This is a genomic window from Clostridium sp. MB05 (genome assembly GCF_046581255.1).
In the GTDB taxonomy this organism is placed as follows: domain Bacteria; phylum Bacillota; class Clostridia; order Clostridiales; family Clostridiaceae; genus Clostridium.
Map to the genome: position 1 here is coordinate 2,745,013 of NZ_CP174370.1, position 18,657 is coordinate 2,763,669.

Sequence of the window (18,657 nt, forward strand, 5' to 3'; positions counted from 1 at the left end):
ATATTTACTCCTTTTAGTTTACATAATTAATTTTATAATATAAAGCTTATTATTAATGTGATTATTCCGCTTAACATTAAAGAAATATTAATTATATCAATATTTAAAGTAACTTTACATGAATCAACTATTCTTTTTCTATCGATTTCATTGGTTTCTAAGCTTATGTTAGCTAACCACTGAGGATTAATTTGACCCAAATCTTGAAGAGATAAACTCATAGGATTGCCTCCTATTGAAGAAAATAATCCCATCATTAATACTGCTATTCCTTCTACAAAAATTATGTCTCTAAAATGGTACCCTTGAAAAATCGAAATAAACTGTCCTAAACTTAAAGCAATTATTAGACTAGTTAAAGAAACAACCAAAAATTTTGATAAATTTTTTTTATTCATAAGAACCACCATCCATCCTTTTGAAATCAATTACATTATATCATTATAGCTATTTTCTTACAATAACCATAACTTATTCTAGTGTTTCTTCAAATTATCAGTATTTTAAAATTTTGTAATTATCTTAATTAAAATAATAATCAAATTATATATATTCTTTTTAAATTTAAAAGATATATATAAACATTAACAGATAAATATTTTTATATAGACTTTTAAATATAAGAGCATAAAAATATTTTAAATAATTAATACTACATATGGGCTGAATTTAATATAATTTATTTGAACAATGTTCATTCCAGTATTATTATGAACTATGATCAAGAAAATTAATAATATTTTATCTTAATTATACATTTAAGCAAAATACTATTAAATTTAAGCTTAAAATCGATTTGCTTAATTATAGTAAAAATACTATTATTAATACATAAAATTAATTAATAATTATTTTTATATAATATTTTTTATGAGGAGTGTTAATTATGAATAATTTAATGATAGAAATTAGAGATAGAAGCAATACATTGCATAAAGCTGCTGAGAGTACTGGTTTCACAAGAAGACTACTTGATAAAAATGCAACTAAAGAGAGTTATGCTGAATATTTATTTAACTTATATTACGTATATGAAGTTATAGAAAATAACCTTGATAAGTTTAATGATTTAGAGGCTGTAAGCCCATTTGTAACAAAAGAATTGTATAGATCTCATTTAATAAAAAAAGATTTAGAAACACTTTTAGGTGATACATCATCCCTAAAACCTTTGTCTTCTACACTTTCTTATGTTGATAGAATAAATAGTGTTTCTACACAAAATCCTAATTTAATAATTGCTCATGCTTATACAAGATTCTTAGCCGATTTATTTGGTGGAAGAACATTTTATTCTTTATTGAAAGATTTTTATAATGTCACTGAAGATGGATTAAATTATTATCAATATAAGGATCTTGGCGATATGAGAGCTTATGTTATGAATTATCATAATATGTTAAACTCACTTAAGCTATCAAATGAAGAAAAGGAAGCTTTTATTTTAGAAATTTGTAACTCATACATTTATAATATGGCAATTTCAAATGAATTAGATGCTAAATGCTTTTAATAAAAGGAAAACTGTAAGCTTAGTATGCTTACAGTTTTTCTTTTATTAATTTACCTAAAAAATCACTATGATAAACTTTAATTGAGAATTAGCTCTAAGTAACCATATAATTTTATAAGAAATAGTTATATTAATAAATTATACTATTTTCATTCATTATTAGACTAATTTACTATATATAATATATAATAGTATCTTTTGATTTTTTATAATCATTAATTAAATCTTCTAAAGTAATTGATGAGAAATACTTGCTTATAATGCAATTTATATCTTTCCATAAACTTTTATTTATAAAATCTTCTAGTTCATTTTCCTCATCATCATTTATATCTATAAATATATTTTCACCCTCTAAAACTTTTAATATCTCACTTATAGTTAGTTCACTTGGATTTTTACCTAGTGTATATCCGCCTTGAGCACCTTTTCTTCCTACAATAATTCCACCTTTTCTTAACAATGAAAATATCTGTTCTAAATATCTCTCTGAAATATTTTGCCTTTCAGATATTGTTTTTATACTTACATTTTCACAATTCATATTAATAGCTAAATCTGCAAGTGCTCTAATTCCATATCTTCCTTTGGTTGAAATTTTCACATAATCACCTTTTTCTTTTTATTCTATATATTTAATAATAAAAGCCACTACTATAAATAGCAATGACTTTATTACAATTATTTATACAAATCTGTCGATAAATATCTTTCACCTGTATCTGGTAAAAGAACTACTATATTTTTACCTTTATTTTCTTCTCTTTTTGCTAGTTCTGTTGCTGCAAATATAGCAGCTCCTGCTGATATTCCAACTAATAATCCTTCTGTTCTAGCAATATTCTTTGAAGTATTAAATGCATCTTCATTTTCAACAGCTATAACTTCATCTATAATTGATACATTTAAATTTTTTGGTATAAATCCTGCTCCTATACCCTGTATTTTATGAGGTCCTGGTTTTCCCCCAGATATAACTGGAGAATTTTTCGGCTCAACCGCTATTATTTTAACATTAGGATTTTTGGCTTTTAGTACCTCTCCTACACCAGTAATAGTTCCCCCTGTTCCAACTCCACCTACAAATATATCAACTTTACCTTCAGTATCTCTCCAAATTTCTTCTGCTGTTGTATTTCTATGAATATCTGGATTTGATGGATTTTCAAATTGTTGAAGAATAACTGAATTCTCTATAGTATCTTTAAGTTCATTTGCTTTAGCTATTGCACCTTTCATCCCTTCCGCTCCAGGTGTAAGAACTAATTCTGCTCCTAAAGCCTTTAAAAGATTTCTTCTTTCTAAACTCATAGTTTCTGGCATTGTTAAAATAAGCCTATATCCCTTTGCTGCCGCTACAAAAGCTAATGCAATTCCTGTATTACCACTTGTTGGTTCTATTATGACTGATTCTTTATTTAATATTCCATTTTTCTCTGCATCAATTATCATTCCATATCCAACTCTATCTTTTACACTTCCACCTGGATTAAAATATTCTAATTTTCCTATAATATTTGCTAATACTTTATTTTCATTATTGTAATTAGATAACTCTAACAATGGTGTATTTCCTATTAATTCTACTAGACTTTTTGCTATTTTCATTTTAACCTCTCCTCTCTTCTTCTCCTACTATTCCGATATGTTTTGTTTATAGTTATATAATACTCTATTTTTAAAGATTTGTGAATAGCTTTTAAAAAAATTCTAAAAAATAGATTATATCATTATTATGATATAATCTATTTTTAATTATTAATTTATATTAAGCATTTACAAACTAATTATTTTTTTATCGTTCTCTAATAAAATACACTGATCCCCAACTCTAACTTTTCCACCTTCTAGCACTCTAGTAAATATTCCATTTTTTGGCATTATACATTCTCCAACCTGATAATATATAGCACATTTATCATGACACTTTTTCCCAATTTGAGTTACTTCTAATAATACATCCCCTACTGTTAGCATTTGTCCTATTGGAAGCTTATCTAATTCTATTCCTTCTATAACTAGATTTTCTCCAAATGCTCCAAAATCAACGTTCCCACCTTTTTTTCGAAATTCATCAATTTTTTCAAAAGTTAGTAAGCTCACTTGTCTATGCCATTTTCCTGCATGAGCATCACCTTCAATACCAAACTCCTTTATAAAGTTAGCTTCAGTAATTTCTTTTTTCAAAGTTCCTTTATTCTTACTTGTACATATAGCTAAAACCTTCCCCATATTATTATCCTCCAATTTGATTCATAGATTTTAGTTCTTTATTATTACTTTTTTTCATAAATAAATGTTTCTCAGGTTTATTATAAATACTACTCTTTATAGCTATAATTAACTCTTCATCTGAAGCACCACTTCTAAGCATCTTTTTTAAATCAACTCCATAATTAAAATGTAGACATTGTTTTAAAAATCCTTCTGGAGTTATTCTAATTCTATTACATTGATTACAAAAACAATTACTTATTGCACTTATAAATCCAACTTTTCCCTTTGAATTACTAATTTTAATATAATTTGCTGGTCCACCATTTTTATTTTCCTTAATTTCTTCAAAATTATCATATTTAGATTTTATAATATTCAATATATCTTTATTAATTATACCTTTATATCTATTTCCTACTCCAATAGGCATAAGCTCTATAAACCTTACATCTATAGGTTTTTCTATTGTTAGTTTTATAAAATCTGATATTTCATCATTATTAATTCCATCTATCATAACAGTATTTATCTTAACATTAATCCCTAACAATAAGCATTTATTAATTGCTGATAATACTTTTTTTAACTCTCCCACTCTTGTTAATGTTCTAAATCTATCTTCTCTTAAAGAATCTAAACTTATATTAACTCCAGTTAAACCACTTTTCACTAATTGATCTAATTTATCTTCAAGTAATATTCCATTTGTGGTTAAATATATTTCTTCTATCTCATCTATCTTATTTATTTTATCAATTATTTCAACTATTCCTTTTCTTAATAAAGGCTCTCCTCCAGTAAATCTAATTTTTTTTATTCCTAATTTTGAACTTTCAAGAACTATTTTATAAATTTCATCATCAGTTAACATTTCTTCACTTTTAAGGAATGTATTTTCTTTCTCTTCCATACAATAGATACATCTTAAATTACAATTATCAGTTAGTGAAACTCTTAAGTAATCTATTTCTCTTCCTAATTTATCTTTCATATTATTTTGAAGAGCTGTCATTAAAAAAATTAAACTCTCCACTCTTCCCCCCTGTTTTTTTAAGTAAGTGAGTACTTTCTATAACCATTCTTTTATCAACTGCCTTACACATATCATAAATAGTTAATGCTGCAACTGTAACTGCAGTTAAAGCTTCCATTTCAACTCCTGTTTTATCTACTATTTTTACTGTTGATTTTATTTCAATAAAGCTTTCTTCATTATTTATTTCAAAATCTATATTACAACTAGAAATTAGCAAAGGATGACACATAGGTATTAAATTAGATGTTTGCTTACTAGCCATTATCCCCGCAACTCTAGCTACACCTAGAACATCTCCCTTACCTATTTTCCCATTCTTTATAAGTTCTAAAGTTTCATTACTAACTTTTATTTTGGATACAGCAATGGCCACTCTCTCAGTTTCTTTTTTTTCAGATATATCTACCATTTTTGCATTACCATTATTATCAAAATGGGTTAATTTATTTTTCATTTTTATTCCTCCTGAGTTTTAAATAAAAGCCTTATATTTATTTACATAGTTATTACTCTTGTTCTCCATAACATGGTAAAAGGCCATAGTCAGAAAAACTAATTATTTTCTTGCACATTCTTGCTCTTCACCTATCAATATACCTAATCCATGCTTTAATTCATCTAATATAAAATCTAATGCTTCCATACAAGCCTTAGGGCTTCCAGGTAAATTCACTATTAATGTATTTCCTCTTATTCCTGATACTGCCCTTGAAAGCATAGCTCTCTTAGTTATTTGAAGGCTATAACATCTTATAGCTTCACATATCCCCGGTGCTTCTCTATCAATTATTTCTTTAGTTGCTTCTGGAGTTATGTCTCTTTTAGAAAAGCCTGTTCCTCCTGTGCTTAAAATTAAATTAACCTTTAACACATCACTCATACAAATAAATTCTTTTTTTAGCATTTCTTTATCATCTGGTAAAATAATTTGTTTTTTTACATTAAAGCCTGCTTTCTCAACTATATCTCTGATTACAGCTCCACTTTTATCCTCTCTTTCACCCTTATATCCTTTATCACTACTTGTTATTATTCCAACACTGTACATTAAATTCTCACCCCTATATTGATTAAATAATTAATGCCAAAATCTCTTTAAGGAAAATTTTATCCGTTTATTTAATACTTCTATATCTTTTGCCATATTCCTTCTTTAAAGCATATTATTGTCTAAAATTTCAATTTATATGGAGTTTTAGATAATAAAAAAAGAAGTGATTGACACCTCTTTTCAATTATTTTTAATTATTTCTTTTTCTACTGGATTATTTTTAAATAATATTATTTTATCACCGATTTCTCTTGCTTCATTTAAATCATGACTTACTATTATGGCAGTTTTTCTTTTTTCAGAAAAATATTCTCTTACTACCTTAATAATATTTTCTTTATTTTCCTTATCTAAGCCTTTAAATGGTTCATCCATAATAAATACATCACCATCATATAACATTGCTCTAGCTATATTTATTCTTTGTCTCATTCCTCCACTTAATTCATGTGGATAAAGCTTTTTACAATTTGATAAATTCATTTTTTCTAATATATCATCTATTTTTTCTTTTCTAATTTCTTTATGAAAATTATCTTTTATAACAAATTCTAGATTTTTATAAATATTTATCCATGGTATTAATCTATTTTCTTGAAAAACAGCACTAACATTGAATCCTCTTAATATTAATTCATCCTTTATATAATTAAGCAAAGTACTTTTTCCTATGCCAGACTCACCCATTATAAAATTTATAGAATCTTTATTAAAATCTATATAAAAATCTTTATACAATACTTTTTCTTCAAAGTTAATATTAATATTATTAAATTTAATCAAGTATATACCTTCTCCCTTTAATGCTTTTATTTAAAACATATATAATTATTTTATCAGTTATATAACAAAGTATAGCAACTATAATTATCCATGCAAATATTCCTGCTGTATTAAAATTTATCTTTTCTCCTTGAATAGCAGTTCCTATTCCATATAGTGGTTGTCCATACACTTCTCCTGCAATTACAACTTTTAACACCAATGAAAAGGTAGATGTCGCTATAGATGAAATATTAATTATTATCTTTGGAAAATATATATTTAATAATTTATAAATAAACTTAACTTTAAAGGTTTCTGCCATTTGAATTAAATCTTTATTTTCATTTATTATTGAATTAATTGTACACTCATACAAAACTGGAAAAGCCATAATAAATCCAATTAAATAGGGTGCATAATTTTTATTTAACCAAATTAAAGCTATAAGTATAAAAGCTATTGTTGGAATTGACTTTAATATGGAATTAACAGGATATAAAAAATTATATATAAATTTATTAAAGCCTGATACTATACCTAAGATAATAGCTATTATTAATGCCAGTATAAAGCTTATAAAGCCTCTCAATAACGAATTACCTATATTTAACAAAAAATATTTTTCTTTCCCTATGTTAAATATTTCTTTTAATATTTCACTTACTTTAGGTAAGTAAATAGAATTATTTATTTTATTTGATAATAGTACCCATATCCCTACTAAAACAAGTAGAGATATAAATATAATTTTTTGATTTTTAATAGAAGAAGTCTTCATCTGGAATTTTTTCTCCTATTGATTTTGGATTTTCACTTTCTAGAATTTTATAGTAATCTAAATATTCTTTCTTGCTATCTTTTGCTTTTGAAAAGTTTATATTACTATTTTTTATTGATTTTTCTAATACACTTACATCTACTTGTGAACCATTTTCTACAGAATACTTAGCTGCTTCACCATTGTTTTCATTTGCCCATTTTGTAGATAAATCTATTTCGCTCATTAATTTATCAAGAAAATCTTTACTATTATTTATTAAATCTTCTTTAACAATTATACTAGCTTGAGGAAATCCCTTATTGCTATCAAATTTATCTTTCCATAAATCATTTAAATTAGCTATTACTTCTATATTAGTATTCTTATTAATTATAGTTGTTAGCACAGGCTCTGGAACAACTGCAAACTTTGCTTTTCCCCCTAGTATAGTAGGTGCTAACTCAGTTGGCCCACCTACATAACTTAATATAACTTCATCCTCTTTAATTCCGCTTTCCTTTAAAAGAGTTTTAAAAACTATATCTGGAGTTAAGCCCTTTCCTATATTATAAATCTCTTTACCTCTAATATCATTAAAACTAATTTTTCCTTCAGTTGAGATCAAATATAATGATCCCCAACCTGTTGTACCAACTAACTTATAACCTAAATTCTTATTATAAGCTTGTGCAGCTAGATTTGACGGAACTATTGCTATATCGGGTTCTCCCTTCATTACTGAAGTTGCTAATGTATCTGAAGTATTTTCTATAGAATAGATAATATTATAATTATTATCTACTTGTATATTTTCTTTAATCATTTTTGATATAGATGTTGATGGAACTCCATTTGGCACTACTAAATTTATTTCCTTCTTTTCTTTTGTTTCTTGTTTAGACTCTTCTACATTTGATTTACAGCTTGTAAATGTTAAAAACATAGTAGCTATAAGGAAAATGCCTAATTTAACTTTATTATTCTTTCTCATTTTATCTACTCCCTCTAAATTTACTACTTCTTACCATTATATCACTAATAAAAGGATACACAAACAGCACTAATATAAAATCAAATATCTTATTATAAGTTATAGTTTATTATATAAAGCAGCTTTTATGTTGAATTTATTTTATTTTTCCTTTATTATATAATTAGTAAATTTTTGAAGGGAATGAATATTTATGATAGACAATAAATTAGATTTACTTATTAAAAATAGTAATAACTTAGAAAATGTAAAATCTACCTTTGGAATGGGTATATTTAAAAGATGTAATGCCTTAAACCTAACCTTAAGAAATATAGATGTTGATGTAGAAAAAATAAATAACTGCATAGATTTAATAAAAAATAATTCTTCTTTTTTCTCTAATTTTAGAGGAAATAACCTTCTAACTACTGCAATTAATTTATCTATACAAGATAATCCAGAAGAAATTTTTAAAGATATAACCATTATATATAACAAATTAAAAAATCATTTTTTTAATAATCAATTTTTAGTTTTAGCATCACAAATAATTTATAATTATAAAAATACAATAGATGTTGACTTATTAGTTGAAAATACTAGAAAAGCTTATGATATTATGAAAAAAAACCATCTATTTTTAACTGGGCAAGATGATATTTGCGCTGCTGCTCTTATTGCTACAACTTCTTATAATTTAGATCAAACATTTATTGATATGGAAGAGTGCTATAATATTTTAAAAAATAATGGTTTTTATTCTGGTAATAATCTTCAAGCTCTTTCTCACATACTATCTCTTTTTGATGGATTCTCACAAGAAAAATGCAATAAAGTTATTTTATTAGATAAAACCTTAAGAAAACATTCTCTTCCTTTAAAAGGTTATTCTCTTCCTATACTAGGTGTTGCGGCTTTAACAATTAATGATTATGAAGAATTTGCTCAAAATTTAATTTCAACTGATAAATTTCTAAAAAAACAATCTGGTTTCGGAACATTTACTTTAGGTTCAACTGTAAGGCATATGATTATAGCTTCATTACTCTCTTTAGAGTCTATTGAAAATAGTGATTCTTTAATAAAGGAAAAATTAATTGAAACAACTAATAACATATCTCTAAATATAGTTATTATAATGCAAATAGCAGCGGCCTCAGCTGCGGCTGCGGCTGCTGCTTCCGCTGCAAGCAATTAGTAATAAAAAGTCTTATTAATTATATAAAATAAAACCTTAAAGTTTACTCAGTAAACTTTAAGGTTTTTACCATTTCATCTTCTCCAATTATTAAACTTTCAAATATTTCACGGGCATTTTCACTAAACTCTTTAGGCTCTACCATTGCAGGACTGAAATGAGTTAGTAACAACTCCTTTACTTTACCCTTATTTGCTAAAATAGCAGCTTCTTTAAAAGTCATATGTTTATTTTTTATAGCTTTTTCTATATCCTCATCACTTCCATAAGTGCCTTCACAAATGAACAAATCACTATTCTTTATTAGCATAGGAATACTCGAGATAGGTCTTGTATCTGTTATGAAACTTAATTTAACACCTTTTCTTTCCTCTCCTAAAACCATGGTGTAATCATATTTCACTCCGTTATAAATTACTTCTTCTTCCTTTTGTAATTTACTCCATAGAACTTTAGGTACATTCATTAAAGTAGCTTTTTCTAAATCAAATTTTCTTCTTCTTTTAAAGTAAAGACTATATCCTAAACAAGGTGAAGAGTGATCTAATTCTAATGATCTTAATATAAAATCACATTTTTCAACTTCAGATAGCTGTAGTATATCCTTTGTAATATTAAAATACAACTCATCAGGATTTTCTAAAATATTTATATCATAAGGTAAATATGGACAAATAACTCTAAGATTATTTATCACATTATTTATTCCTATGGGACCAACTATTGTTAATGGCTTTTCCCTTCCACTATTGCCTATAGTAGATAATAATCCTGGCAATCCCACTATATGATCTCCATGGAAGTGAGTTATAATAATTATGTCTATAGCTTTAAATCCAAGCCCCATTTTTCGTATAGTAACTTGAGTACCTTCTCCACAATCTATTAATATTTTTCTTCCTCTGTAATTTATAAATAGTGCTGATAAGTTTCTATTTGGCATAGGCATTCCTCCGCCACAACCTAATAGCGCAATATCTATCATTTTCTCACCTTCTTTCTAAAATATATTATTTACAAATTTAATATATATAATTTATATTTTACTATCTATATAGCATTAAATATCTTTATATCTAATTAATATATTTAAAAAGTATATTTTAAATATAATTATCTCTATTATATATAGATAATTAATTTAATTATTAAATAAAGACAATAGGATAAACTTCCTACTGCCTAAAACTAATCTTACTTATATATTTATTTTGCTAACTCTAATGCTATTTCCATCATATCAGTGAAGCTTTTTTGTCTTTCTTCAGGAGTAGTTTCTATTCCTTTAAATATATGATCAGAAATTGTAAGTATAGATAAAGCTTCAACTCCATATTTTGCTGCAAGTGTATATAATTCAGCTGATTCCATTTCTACAGCTAAACAACCATAATCAGCCCATAACTTTATTCCTACATTAGTGTCATCATAGAATAAATCCGAAGACAATACGTTTCCTACTTTAATATTTAAACCTTTTTCTTTTCCTTTATTATATGCTTCTAATAAAAGCTCAAAATTTGCTGTTGGAGCATAATCCATTCCTTTGAATCTTCTTTTGTTTATTCCTGAGTTCGTTGATGCACTTTGAGCCAAAACTATATCTCTTACATTAACATCTTCATTCATTGAACCTGCTGAGCCAATTCTAATAAGTCTTTTTGCACCATAAAACTGAATTAATTCGTTTACATAAATAGAGTGTGATGGTAACCCCATTCCTGTGCCTTGTACTGAGATTCTTTTACCTTTATATGTACCAGTATAACCATACATTCCCCTAACTTCGTTATAACAAACAGGATTTTCCAAGTAATTTTCAGCTATGAATTTAGCTCTTAGTGGATCTCCTGGCAATAATACTGTTTCTGCTATAGCTCCTTCATTAGCCATTATGTGTAAATGTTTTGCCATGTTAAAAGCCTCCTTAATCTATAATTAATAAAATACTATCATATTTATAAAAACAAATAAACCTTTTCATTCTAAAATATCATTATTGTTATATTTATTCTCAAAAAAATTTAATGATATTGTATATTCTATATAATATCATTAAATAGTATCAATAATATTATTTTACTAAGTTAATTATTACTAGAATATATTAAAATAAGTGTAATCAGTAAAATAAAATTTTACTAATTACACTAAAATTTATCTAATATATTGGATTATTTGTAATACTTATATATTATTTAATATTCTTCTAATCTCTCCTATCATATAAAGTGATCCTGAAGCAATTATTAAATCATCTTTTTTTGCTTTACTTAATGCTAATTCTATTGCCTTATTATATTCATTAAAAGCAATGCAATTTTCATTATATTTTAATACTACATCTTTTAATTCATTTGCATTCTTTGCTCTTATTGAATTTGCTGTAACAGTATAAACCTCGGTAGCTAATGGTGCTATTATTTTTACCATTTCATCAACATTTTTATCTGCCAAAATTCCAAGTATTAAATATATATTTTTATATTTAAAATACTCTTCTATATTACTTTTAAGAAATTCAATTCCTGAAATATTATGAGCTCCATCAATTACTACATATGGATTTTTTCTTAATACTTCAAGTCTGCCCTTCCATCTAACACTTTTCACACCAGAATATAACTTATCATAATTTAATTTTATATAATTTAAATTATGAAGTTCTTCCAACCCTTTAATTGCTAAGGCTAAATTAATAATTTGATGCTTACCAAGTAAAGGTAAATCTAAAATATACTTATTATTATTATAATCTATTGAAACCTTTTGATATTGAATATCATCATTTACTATTTCTAATAGTGTGTAATTTTTTGAATCTACAACAATTAAATTAGATTTAGTTAATAAAGCCCTTTTTTTAATAATTTCAATAGCTTCATTTATTTGATTACAAGTTATAACTGGAATATTTTCTTTTATTATACCTGCTTTTTCATTAGTTATTTCTTCTATTGTATTCCCTAAAATATTTGTATGATCTAAGCTTATAGAAGTTATTATTGATAATATTGGTATAATAACATTTGTTGAATCTAATCTACCTCCAAGCCCCACTTCTATTATTCCAAAATCAACTTCTTTTCTATATAAATATAGGAACATTATACAAGTTAAAACTTCAAATTCTGTTGGATGTTTATATCCTTCTTCTACCACTTTATTAACATATGGTTTTACTTCTTCTAATAAGCTTACTAAATCCTCTTCTAGTATATTGTCCTCATTTACTCTTATAGTTTCTTCTATTTCTTCTAAATGTGGTGAATTGAAAAAACCTACTTTGTACCCATGTTCAATAAGAACCTTCCCTATTATCGCTGAAGTTGAACCTTTTCCATTTGTTCCAGCTATATGTATAAGCTTTAGTTTTTTATGTGGTTTTCCAAGTAACTCTAATAATCTTTCTGTACGTTCTAATCCATAACTTGAGCCTAATTTTCTTAATTCTTCTAAATATTTTAATGCCTTTAAATTCTTCATACCTGTCTCATTCCTTTTAGATCTTTTGATATATGGTTTAAAAATAATTCCATTGTATTATTTACTCCTAAATAGCTTAGCATTCTACTTCCAACTGCATCTTCAAATTCATTAAATAGTATTTCACCATTTTCTAAAAGTAAAAAGTCAATTCCACCGAAATCTATTTCTATATTATTTAATATTTTATCTAGTACTTTTTCTTCTTTAGATGAATAATTATATAACTTCACATTTCCTCCTTTAGAAAAATTAGATAAAAAATTATTTTTTTGTGGTTTTCTTATTACACAGTTAACTATTTTATTATCTATTATGTAAAATCTTATATCTCCTATGTAGTCTTCAATAAATTCTTGATATACATTTTTATTAAAATCTAAATTATTAAATTCATTTAGTATATTAATACTTATTCCACCATGTCCATTTTTAGGTTTTTCTATTATATTTTTGCTCTTATCAATATCTTCTAAACATCTATAGATTCTTGGATATCTTATATTTAAAGATTCTATAAAATTATATGCTTCTAATTTGTCATTTCCCAATTTACAAAACTTATATTTATTAAAAACTTTAATACTTAATAACTCTAAATTATATGTTACATTGTAATTTCTAGATCTATTTATAGCAAATTTATATTTTCCTTCTATCTTTTTATAATCAATATCTTTTGTTAAAATAAGTTTTAAATCTAAATCATACTTTCTTCCATCTTCTATTAACCAATTAATATAACCTTTATTTTTTTCTACATCTCTCTCATCATATATAACTAAACCATTTATCATAAGCATTCCTCTAATATATATTTTAATATTTCTCTTCCAAAGCTTTTTCCCCAAAGTTCTTCAAAACTTAAGAAATTTAAATTTGAATTTACTTCACATAATAAAGGCTTATCATCATCTCCAAATAATAAATCTACTCCTGAAAAATCTAAACCTAATGCCTTGTGTGCTTTTAATGCAAGCTCTTCTTGTTCCTTAGTTAAGTCTATCAACTTTCCCTTTCCGCCTTGAGATATATTTGCTCTAAAGTCTTTATCTGACTTTCTAAGCATAGCCCCTATTACTTTATTTCCTATTATATTTACTCTTATATCTCTACCATAACTACTTTTAATATTTTCTTGCATAATAAAGTCTACATTTCTCTTATTTAGCTCACTAACTTTTCTAATAAAATCTTCCTTGCTATTTATTAAATATACCTGCATTCCAAAAGAACCTTTTGATTCTTTTATTATTATATCTTCTCCAAGTTCTTCATAACATTTTAATAAATAATCTTCATTGTTTGATGAATAATTAAAAACCATTGGGGATAGTATAGTTCGCGGCATTTGGATTTTATTATTAGAAAGTTTTAAATGCATTAATCCCTTATGATCACAATATTCTATTGATTTACTTGAATTAAAGACCTTTAATTCCATCTTTTCTAAATGTTTTGCTAATAATACATCTTTATCCCAAAATATAATAAATCTTGGATTAGGCAGCTCCTTTAGATATAAAAGTTCAGCTTTACCTTCATTATTATACATAGGTATTATTTCTGTATTTTTAACTGCCTCTAATTTTATATCTAATTTTTCTGCTTCAATTACTAAGGATTTTACAAGCTTATTTATTTTTGGAATATTTAATGTTCCATTGTAAATTATCCATCCTGTCATATACATATCCACTCTTTCTACTCTTTATTAATTAACCTACTTTTATCACTTTTAATTTTTTTTGTCAATATTAAAGCTTATGTTATTATTTTATATTAATTGTATTTTATATTAAGATAATTTAAAATAATAAATAGATAATCTAAAGAAGGAGTTTATTATGAATGATTTAAATGAAGCATTAAAATTAAATTTAGATAAAATTTCTATTTTTGAAATAGATGAAGAAAAATTAATTGAACTTAAATCTTATGACTACTATATGCAAACAAACTTTTACTTTTGGTTGGTTAATAAAATAAATTTTTTTGAAAACAAAAAACATTATGAGGAACTAGCATATTCGCATTATTTAATGTCTTATTTTATTTTTATTATTTTAACACCTTTGTCATATGAAGACCTAGCATTTAATCATATAAATAAAGCCTTAAAATATAAAGATGAACTTAAGTATAAAGAATGGTTTCTTATTTTTTCAACACTTCCTAATAACTTTATAAAAACTTATGATGCAATAAAAATTGCTGAAGAAGTTATTGAAAAAGATCCAAGCAGTACTTTAGCAAATACTATATTACAGATGTTTTAATAAAAAAGTGGACATATGTAAGTTTACTTATTCCGTTGTTCCACTCCAAGTCACCATAAACTTACATATGTCCACATACAAACTGAAGGTAAGGAAAGTATAAAATAAATCTACTTTCCCACATTTAATTACTAAAAGTATTATATAATCGCATTTTCAAAGCTTTATTTTTTTATACTTTCCTAGGCATTTAAACACTAAAGGCTCTAGTTTAAGCTAGAGCCTTTAGTGCCTTTTATCTTATTAAATCTTTTATCTTAAATATTATAAACTAAATACTATAAATTAGAAACAACTTTTTTTATAATAAATAAATTCTATTAATGTTGTATAGCAATGAATTTTATTTTATTATTGTAAAATTATATCTCCTATTTTAAAGTATCTATTCTAACTAAAACTGCATTTAGCATTTCTTGATATTTTTCTCTCTTTTCTTTTTCACCATCAATTACTGCTTGAGGTGCTTTAGCTACGAAGCCTTGGTTAGATAATTTCTTATCTATTCTTTCTACTTCTCCTTCTAGCTTTTTCTTTTCTTTATTTAGTCTTTCAAGTTCCTTTTCTTTATCTACTAAATCTAAAAGCGGCATAAATAATTCTCCACCCTTAACAACTAGTGATACTGCATTTTCTGGAACCATAGACTTATCTTCTATAAATGATACTTCAGATGCCGATGCTAGCTTTTCTATATAGTGAACTCCAGATAAGAATGCATCTTTTGATTCATCTGTAGTATAACTAATTACTTTAGCTTTTCTTGATGGTGGAACATTCATTTCAGCTCTTACATTTCTTAATCCTTTAATAGCTTCAATTATAAAGTCCATATCTTTTTCTGCTTTTTCATCATTTAAGCTTTCATTGCATTCTGGCCAATTTGAAATTACTATTGACTCGCCATCAGTTAAAGTAGTATATATTTCTTCAGTTATAAATGGCATTACAGGATGTAATAGCTTAAGTCCAGTTTGCAGAACATCATTTAAAACATTGTAAACTATGCCTTTTTGCTTTTCATCTTCACCACATAAAACTCCTTTAACTAGTTCTATATACCAATCACAGAACTCTGTCCACATGAAATCATATACCTTTTGAAGAGCAATTCCAAGCTCATATTTTTCCATATTTTCAGTTACTTCTTTAACTAATGTATTCATTCTTGAAAGTATCCATTTATCTGCTAAACTATATTCCTTGCAATCAGCATATTTATTCATTATATCTTTATCAAGATTCATCATAACAAATCTTGAAGCATTCCACATCTTATTTGCAAAGTTTCTAGCAGATTCAACTCTTTCAGGAATATATCTTATGTCATTTCCTGGTGAGTTACCTGTTACAAGCATAAATCTTAAAGCATCTGCTCCATATTCATCTATAACTTCTAACGGATCAACCCCATTACCTAAAGATTTACTCATCTTCTTACCCTCAGAATCTCTTATGATACCATGCATTAAAACTGTATCAAATGGAGTTTTATCCATATTTTTTATTCCTGAGAATATCATTCTTGCAACCCAGAAGAATATAATATCATATCCTGTAACTAATACGTTTGTTGGATAAAAATATTCTAAATCATCTGTTTTATTAGGCCATCCTAATGTTGAGAAAGGCCATAAAGCTGAAGAGAACCAAGTATCTAGTACATCTTCATCTTGACGTAAGTGATTAGATCCACACTTAGGACATACTGTAGGAGCATCTACTTCAACTATGATTTCTCTACAATCTGTGCAGTACCAAACTGGAATTCTATGCCCCCACCATAATTGTCTTGATATACACCAATCTTGAATATTTTCCATCCAGTTAAAGTATATCTTATCAAATCTTTCTGGTACAAATTTAGTTTCATTATTTTTAACTACATCTATAGCTGGCTTTGCTAAAGATTCCATTTTAACATACCACTGCTTTGATATTATAGGTTCAACTACTGTTCCACATCTATCATGTGTTCCTACATTATGAGTATGTGGTTTAACCTTAACTAATAATCCTTGTTCTTCTAAATCGCTAACCATTTGCTTTCTAGCTTCATATCTATCTAAGCCTTGATACTTTCCACCTAACTCATTAATAACACCATGATCATCCATGACTCTTATTTGAGGTAAGTTATGTCTAAGACCTACTTGGAAGTCATTAGGATCATGTGCTGGAGTTATTTTAACAGCACCAGTTCCAAATTCAATATCAACGTAGTCATCTCCAACTATAGGAATCTCTCTATCTGTTAGAGGTAATTTTAATGTTTTTCCTATAAGATGTTTAAATCTATCATCATTTGGATTTACAGCTACTGCTGTATCTCCTAATAAAGTTTCTGGTCTTGTAGTTGCTATTTCTAAAGCCCCTGAACCATCAGCCAATGGATAATTTATATGCCAAAAGCTTCCTTCTTTTTCTTCATAAATTATTTCAGCATCTGAAAGAGCTGTCGTACACTTTGGACACCAGTTAGTTATTCTATTTCCTTGATATATTAATCCTTCTTTATAAAGGTTAACAAAAACAGTTCTAACTGCCTTATTTAAATTTTCATCCATCGTAAAAGCTTCTCTAGAAAAATCACAGGAAACTCCAACTTTTTTAAGTTGTTTTCTTATAGTTTCTCTATATTCATCAGACCATTCCCAAACCTTCTCTAAGAAAGCTTCTCTTCCCATTTCCTTTTTAACTAAACCTTTTTTTAAAAGTTCGTTTTCAACTTTTACTTCAGTTGCAATAGAAGCATGATCTTGACCTGGTAACCATAAAGTACAGTATCCTTGCATTCTTTTAAATCTTATAAGCATATCTTGAAGTGTATTATCAAGTGCATGACCTAAATGAAGCTTTCCTGTTATATTTGGTGGTGGCATAACTATAGAAAAAGGCTTCTTATTTTTATCAATTATTGGTGTAAAATATTTTTTTTCTTCCCAATTTTTATAAATTCTTTCTTCGAATTCTTTTGGGTTATACGTGGTTGCTAAGTTTTTCTTTTCAGACATCCTTTTGCCTCCTTTTATTTTATATATTCAAGATAATTAATAAAATTTTATTATATGTACTAAATAGTAAATAGCAATTAAGTATAATTTGAAGGTTCATACTTTAAGATTCACATAATTAATCTATAAATTCACTTTTGTAATTTAGAAACCAAATAAAATAGTATAATATAATCTTGAATGTTTAATTTTAAGCAATAAAAAAAGCCTTCATCACAAAAGGACGAAGACTCGCGGTACCACCTTTTTTCTTAATATAAAATATTATTTTATATTAAGCTCTTTATTTATTAACGACTAAGACAGCCGCCTTTACTTACTTAATTTCAGTAAAGATGCTCAAAAGCTACCTTCAGGATACTCTA

General features: G+C 26.1%; 19 protein-coding genes and 1 other annotated feature (1 of these 20 only partly in view). Of the genes, 3 read left to right on the forward strand and 16 right to left on the reverse strand.

Annotated elements, in window-relative coordinates:
* Positions 1-32: 32 nt before the first annotated feature.
* Entirely contained in the window at positions 33-398 is a 366-nt protein-coding gene (locus tag ACH36K_RS12865) for a hypothetical protein (protein ID WP_411168015.1), read from the reverse strand.
* Positions 399-886: 488 nt separating this feature from the next.
* Between ACH36K_RS12865 and ACH36K_RS12870 the strand changes: the two genes are divergently transcribed.
* On the forward strand, positions 887-1,513 hold the full coding sequence (locus tag ACH36K_RS12870; protein WP_411168016.1) for a heme oxygenase (biliverdin-producing): 627 nt from the start codon (positions 887-889) through the stop codon (positions 1,511-1,513).
* 172 nt (positions 1,514-1,685) lie between these two features.
* Here ACH36K_RS12870 and ACH36K_RS12875 read toward each other — a convergent pair whose 3' ends face one another.
* The 9 genes from ACH36K_RS12875 to ACH36K_RS12915 all read right to left on the reverse strand — a co-directional run bounded on the left by ACH36K_RS12875 (position 1,686) and on the right by ACH36K_RS12915 (position 8,333).
* Positions 1,686-2,117 carry an RrF2 family transcriptional regulator gene (locus ACH36K_RS12875; protein ID WP_411168017.1) on the reverse strand — a complete coding sequence of 144 codons (432 nt, stop codon included), beginning with the start codon at positions 2,115-2,117 and terminating at the stop codon, positions 1,686-1,688.
* Between the two features lie 77 nt (positions 2,118-2,194).
* Positions 2,195-3,121 carry a cysteine synthase A gene (cysK, locus tag ACH36K_RS12880; protein WP_411168018.1) on the reverse strand — a complete coding sequence of 309 codons (927 nt, stop codon included), beginning with the start codon at positions 3,119-3,121 and terminating at the stop codon, positions 2,195-2,197.
* Between the two features lie 168 nt (positions 3,122-3,289).
* Positions 3,290-3,745 carry an MOSC domain-containing protein gene (locus ACH36K_RS12885; protein ID WP_411168019.1) on the reverse strand — a complete coding sequence of 152 codons (456 nt, stop codon included), beginning with the start codon at positions 3,743-3,745 and terminating at the stop codon, positions 3,290-3,292.
* 4 nt (positions 3,746-3,749) lie between these two features.
* A complete protein-coding gene (moaA, locus tag ACH36K_RS12890; RefSeq protein WP_411170703.1) occupies positions 3,750-4,721 on the reverse strand; it encodes a GTP 3',8-cyclase MoaA in 972 nt (323 codons plus the stop codon).
* A 1-nt stretch (position 4,722) separates the two neighbouring features.
* Positions 4,723-5,220 (reverse strand): cyclic pyranopterin monophosphate synthase MoaC, encoded by a 498-nt coding sequence (gene moaC, locus ACH36K_RS12895; protein ID WP_411168020.1) that lies wholly within the window; start codon positions 5,218-5,220, stop codon positions 4,723-4,725.
* A 102-nt stretch (positions 5,221-5,322) separates the two neighbouring features.
* Positions 5,323-5,814: a MogA/MoaB family molybdenum cofactor biosynthesis protein gene (locus ACH36K_RS12900; protein ID WP_411168021.1), complete on the reverse strand. Its 492-nt coding sequence runs from the start codon at positions 5,812-5,814 to the stop codon at positions 5,323-5,325.
* Between the two features lie 183 nt (positions 5,815-5,997).
* Positions 5,998-6,600: an ATP-binding cassette domain-containing protein gene (locus ACH36K_RS12905; protein WP_411168022.1), complete on the reverse strand. Its 603-nt coding sequence runs from the start codon at positions 6,598-6,600 to the stop codon at positions 5,998-6,000.
* Positions 6,593-7,360: an ABC transporter permease gene (locus ACH36K_RS12910; protein WP_411168023.1), complete on the reverse strand. Its 768-nt coding sequence runs from the start codon at positions 7,358-7,360 to the stop codon at positions 6,593-6,595. Before ACH36K_RS12910 ends, ACH36K_RS12905 begins: the two co-directional genes overlap by 8 nt.
* Positions 7,341-8,333 carry an ABC transporter substrate-binding protein gene (locus tag ACH36K_RS12915; RefSeq protein ID WP_411168024.1) on the reverse strand — a complete coding sequence of 331 codons (993 nt, stop codon included), beginning with the start codon at positions 8,331-8,333 and terminating at the stop codon, positions 7,341-7,343. Before ACH36K_RS12915 ends, ACH36K_RS12910 begins: the two co-directional genes overlap by 20 nt.
* Before the next feature lie 193 nt (positions 8,334-8,526).
* Between ACH36K_RS12915 and ACH36K_RS12920 the strand changes: the two genes are divergently transcribed.
* Positions 8,527-9,513: a DUF4003 family protein gene (locus tag ACH36K_RS12920; protein WP_411168025.1), complete on the forward strand. Its 987-nt coding sequence runs from the start codon at positions 8,527-8,529 to the stop codon at positions 9,511-9,513.
* 43 nt (positions 9,514-9,556) lie between these two features.
* On the opposite strand, the gene ACH36K_RS12925 is transcribed toward ACH36K_RS12920, so the two are convergent.
* The 5 genes from ACH36K_RS12925 to ACH36K_RS12945 all read right to left on the reverse strand — a co-directional run bounded on the left by ACH36K_RS12925 (position 9,557) and on the right by ACH36K_RS12945 (position 14,692).
* Positions 9,557-10,498: a ribonuclease Z gene (locus tag ACH36K_RS12925; protein WP_411168026.1), complete on the reverse strand. Its 942-nt coding sequence runs from the start codon at positions 10,496-10,498 to the stop codon at positions 9,557-9,559.
* A gap of 221 nt (positions 10,499-10,719) precedes the next feature.
* Complete coding sequence (deoD, locus tag ACH36K_RS12930; protein ID WP_411168027.1) at positions 10,720-11,427, reverse strand: purine-nucleoside phosphorylase; 708 nt, start codon at positions 11,425-11,427, stop codon at positions 10,720-10,722.
* A 273-nt stretch (positions 11,428-11,700) separates the two neighbouring features.
* A complete protein-coding gene (locus ACH36K_RS12935) occupies positions 11,701-12,999 on the reverse strand; it encodes a bifunctional folylpolyglutamate synthase/dihydrofolate synthase (protein ID WP_411168028.1) in 1,299 nt (432 codons plus the stop codon).
* The gene (locus ACH36K_RS12940; protein ID WP_411168029.1) at positions 12,996-13,796 is read right to left on the reverse strand and encodes a RimK family alpha-L-glutamate ligase; all 801 of its coding nucleotides are present in this window, start codon (positions 13,794-13,796) and stop codon (positions 12,996-12,998) included. Before ACH36K_RS12940 ends, ACH36K_RS12935 begins: the two co-directional genes overlap by 4 nt.
* Positions 13,793-14,692: a RimK family alpha-L-glutamate ligase gene (locus tag ACH36K_RS12945; RefSeq protein WP_411170704.1), complete on the reverse strand. Its 900-nt coding sequence runs from the start codon at positions 14,690-14,692 to the stop codon at positions 13,793-13,795. The genes ACH36K_RS12940 and ACH36K_RS12945 overlap by 4 nt, the downstream gene beginning before the upstream one ends.
* A gap of 154 nt (positions 14,693-14,846) precedes the next feature.
* On the opposite strand from ACH36K_RS12945, the gene ACH36K_RS12950 reads away from it, so the two are divergent.
* The gene (locus ACH36K_RS12950) at positions 14,847-15,278 is read left to right on the forward strand and encodes a hypothetical protein (RefSeq protein ID WP_411168030.1); all 432 of its coding nucleotides are present in this window, start codon (positions 14,847-14,849) and stop codon (positions 15,276-15,278) included.
* A 371-nt stretch (positions 15,279-15,649) separates the two neighbouring features.
* Here ACH36K_RS12950 and ACH36K_RS12955 read toward each other — a convergent pair whose 3' ends face one another.
* Positions 15,650-18,292 carry a valine--tRNA ligase gene (locus tag ACH36K_RS12955; protein ID WP_411168031.1) on the reverse strand — a complete coding sequence of 881 codons (2,643 nt, stop codon included), beginning with the start codon at positions 18,290-18,292 and terminating at the stop codon, positions 15,650-15,652.
* A 216-nt stretch (positions 18,293-18,508) separates the two neighbouring features.
* Positions 18,509-18,657 (reverse strand) — a binding site (T-box leader) (it continues 78 nt past the right edge of the window).